The 3,483-nt window shown below is 62.9% G+C and carries 5 protein-coding genes; 3 read left to right on the forward strand and 2 right to left on the reverse strand.

Annotated features, from left to right (window positions below; translation table 11 throughout):
• Positions 1-306 (forward strand): DMT family transporter (locus EN991_RS28270; protein ID WP_164769423.1); only part of this gene is annotated, 306 nt, incomplete at its 5' end.
• A gap of 142 nt (positions 307-448) precedes the next feature.
• Positions 449-967: a flavin reductase family protein gene (locus tag EN991_RS28275; protein WP_063173138.1), complete on the forward strand. Its 519-nt coding sequence runs from the start codon at positions 449-451 to the stop codon at positions 965-967.
• Position 968: 1 nt separating this feature from the next.
• Here the strand turns inward: EN991_RS28275 and ubiG are convergent, their stop codons facing one another.
• Positions 969-1,718, reverse strand: coding sequence for a bifunctional 2-polyprenyl-6-hydroxyphenol methylase/3-demethylubiquinol 3-O-methyltransferase UbiG (gene ubiG, locus EN991_RS28280; RefSeq protein ID WP_013529456.1), 750 nt, complete (start codon positions 1,716-1,718; stop codon positions 969-971).
• 286 nt (positions 1,719-2,004) lie between these two features.
• Here ubiG and EN991_RS28285 point away from each other — a divergent pair, with 286 nt between their 5' ends.
• Complete coding sequence (locus EN991_RS28285) at positions 2,005-2,574, forward strand: putative glycolipid-binding domain-containing protein (protein ID WP_127369983.1); 570 nt, start codon at positions 2,005-2,007, stop codon at positions 2,572-2,574.
• Positions 2,575-2,585: 11 nt separating this feature from the next.
• On the opposite strand, the gene EN991_RS28290 is transcribed toward EN991_RS28285, so the two are convergent.
• A partial coding sequence (locus tag EN991_RS28290) for an ATP-binding protein (protein WP_127274520.1) occupies positions 2,586-3,483 on the reverse strand: 898 nt, incomplete at its 5' end.

Genomic DNA, 3,483 nt, shown 5'->3' on the forward strand with positions numbered 1-3,483 from the left:
GCGATAGATGTTGCCGGCATTCTCCTCCTGTTCGGCGGCGAAGCTTTCGTCCCACTCGGCGGCGTGCCGCTGGTCGTCGTCGCGCAGGTTGCGTCGGCATCGGCGATGTTCGCGTTCTTCTTCCGGCTGCAGGCGGTCGGCGGTCCGGTCTATCTCAGCCAGATCGGTTATGTGGCGGCGGCCGTCGGCCTGTTTGCCGGAACCCTCTTCCTCGGCGAGCACTATCAACTGCTGACCTGGGCAGGCGCGCTCATCATCACCGCCGGCGTGTTCATCACCACCAGGGCACAAAGCCAGAAGGCGTGAGCGGTCGCAGGGGATCCGAACTGCCTTCGCGCCTGGAGCCGATCTCACCTGAATTTGTATCCAGATCTGCTTTATCTTCTTGTTTGAGCGTGGTCTTTTCCGAGGACCTTTCCCTTTTTGGAATCGTGCTCTGGAGCAAGCCATGACCGAACCGAAGACATCCGAGGAGACTGCCGTCGATGTAGCTGATTTTCGCGCCGCGATGCGGCTGATCGTCGGCAATGTCAGCGTCATCACCGCCGGCACCGGCGAGGATCGCTCCGGTCTGGTGGTCATTTCGGTCGTCTCGCTGTCGGCCGAGCCGCCCAAGGTGATCGCCTGCGTCAACCGGTCATCGTCGACCTGGCCGGTGATCGAACGCTACCGGCATTTCGGCGTCAACTCGCTTGGCCCCCAGCATCAGCGCGTGGCCGAGCGGTTCTCCGGCTTCGGCGGCATCAAGGGCAAGGACCGCTATGAGGGCGCCGAATGGGTGACGCTCAAGACCGGAGCTTTGCTGCTTTCGGACGCGGTGGCCGCATTCGACTGCAGCCTCGATGAGATGATCGATCGCGGCACGCATTCCATCGTCATCGGTTCGGTCGAGGCCGTGCGCACGTCCGATGCCGGCCAGGCGCTGATCTACTGGCGCGGCGGCTACAGGCCGCTGAATTCTGAATAGATCAGACCGAGCCTTTTTCCGCCAGGACCATGTAGTTGACGTCCATGTCCTTCGACCGCGCCCAGCGGTCGGCCAGCGGATTGTAGGTGACGCCGGTGCGGTCGATGATGGTCAGGCCGGCGCCGGCAAGCGCCTTTTCGAGCTCTTCCGGGCGCACCAGCTTGCCGAACTGGTGGGTGCCGCGCGGCAGCCAGCGCAGCACATATTCGGCGCCGATGATGGCTAAGCCCAGCGCCTTCAGCGTGCGGTTGATGGTGGCCACGAACATGATGCCGCCGGGCCGCACCATCTCGCCGCATTTGGCGACGAACAGGTCGATGTCGGCGACATGCTCGACCACTTCCATGTTGAGGATGACGTCGAATTTCTCGCCGGCGTCGGCAAGGTCCTCGGCCGTCGTGGCGCGATAGTCGACGCTGACATTGCCTTCGGCGGCGTGCAGCTTGGCCACTTCGATGTTGGTTTCGGAGGCATCCGCGCCCACAACCTCGGCGCCAAGCCGCGCCATCGGCTCGCACAAAAGTCCGCCGCCGCAACCGATGTCGAGGATGCGCAGTCCCTCGAAAGGCCTTGCAGCGCGTGGGTCACGGCCGAAGCGCGTCGCTATCTGGTCGCGGATATAGGCCAGCCGGACCGGATTGAATTTGTGCAGGGGACGGAACTTGCCGTTCGGGTTCCACCATTCGGCGGCAAGGGCGGAAAAGCGTTCCACTTCTCCGGCATCGATCGTCGATCGTCGGGGCTCTGGCATAGGTTGGTCTCCTCGACACTACAGCGCCGCGCGTCCTCTTGGACGCGCAAAGGACGCTGTAGCACTTTAGATTCTGCGCATGATCCTTTCCGAAATCGACTTCGATTTCGGGGCCATGCGCTAGGAAGTCGGGCGTGAAGCCGCGAATGTCAAGGCAACAATTTTCCTCTGCCGGCAGGGAGCCGGATTCTGTCAGGGCATGTCAGCTGGAGTGCGCCGCGGTGAAACACAATTGGCCTGGCGGGCGAAGGAACACATCATCGTTTTGAACTCGAAGGAGGTGACGATGACAGCAATGACGGCTTCGATCCTCTGGCATCGGCTGGACGTGGAGGGGCATGATGCCTGTCTGCTTGCGCAGACCGATGGCGGGCACAGCCTCAAGGGACAAGCCATCTTCATCCAGGACGGCAAGCCGTGCTGCCTCGCCTACGGGGTGGATTGCGATGCCGGCTGGCACACACGGGCGGCGCTTGTCGAAGGCTTTCTCGGCACGCGCCAGCTGCATTATGCGATCGAACGCGATTTCAACGGCCAGTGGACGCTGAACGGCGAAGTCCAGCAGGGTGTCGACGGTCTTGTCGACGTCGATCTTGGCTTCACACCGGCATCGAACCTGGTGGCGATCCGCCGGTATGGCCTCGGGATCGGCGAAGCGTCGCCTGCCCCGGCGGCCTACCTGACTTTCCCTGAACTGAGGCTGGTGCGCCTCGATCAGACCTATCGGCGTCTCGACACGGTTCGCTATGCCTATGCCGCGCCGGTGTTCGGCTATGACGAAACCCTCAACGTCTCGCCGCACGGCTTCGTTGTCGACTATCCCGGCCTTTGGAGACGCGCGGCTGCGTCAGGCTGAAGCGATTGTGATCAGTCCGCTGCGACCTGCGTCGTGCCAAGCACGTCACGCAGTTTCGCTGCCAGTTGCTCGATGGTGAAGGGCTTGGCGAGGAAATGCACGTCGTGGTCGAGCACGCCGTTGTGGACCACGGCGTTCCTGGTGAAGCCGGTGGTGAAGATCACCTTCAGCAGCGGCATGCGGGCAACGGCCTCTTCCGCCAGCTTGCGGCCGTTCATGACGGGCATGACGATGTCGGTGAACAGCAGGGCGACCTTCGGGTTTTCCGCCAGTTTCTGCAACGCTTCCTCGCCGCTTGCGGCATCAATGACGGTGTATCCGAGTTCGCGTATGGCCTCGGTGGTGGAGACCCGCACGCGGGCATCATCCTCGACGACAAGGATCGTTTCGGCGACCGGTGCGGCGGAGTTGTCGCCGCGCCCGGTGGGCACGGCCGGCTCTTCGGCGCCGAAATACCGCGGCAAGTAGATCTTGATTGTCGTGCCTTCGCCGGGCTCGGAATAGATGTTGACGTGGCCGCCCGACTGTTTGACGAAGCCGAACACCTGGCTCAATCCAAGGCCGGTGCCCTTGTTGACCGGCTTGGTGGTGAAGAAGGGTTCGAAGGCCTTGGCCATGACATCGGGGGTCATGCCCGAACCGGTATCGCTGACGGCGATCATCACATACTGGCCGGCCGCGACTTCTGCATGGGCGGCGGCGTAGCTGTCGTCGAGATGGCTGTTGGCGGTCTCGATGGTCAGCTTGCCGTCATCGCCCATGGCGTCGCGGGCGTTGACGGCCAGGTTGAGAACGGCGTTCTCGATCTGGCTCGGGTCGGCATGGGTTTTCCACAAGCCTCCCGCCAGCACCGTTTCGATGCGGATGGTTTCGCCGAGTGCCCGCCGGATCAGGTCGGACATCCCGGTC

Source organism: Mesorhizobium sp. M7A.F.Ca.US.005.03.2.1, assembly GCF_003997795.1.
Classification (GTDB): domain Bacteria; phylum Pseudomonadota; class Alphaproteobacteria; order Rhizobiales; family Rhizobiaceae; genus Mesorhizobium; species Mesorhizobium ciceri.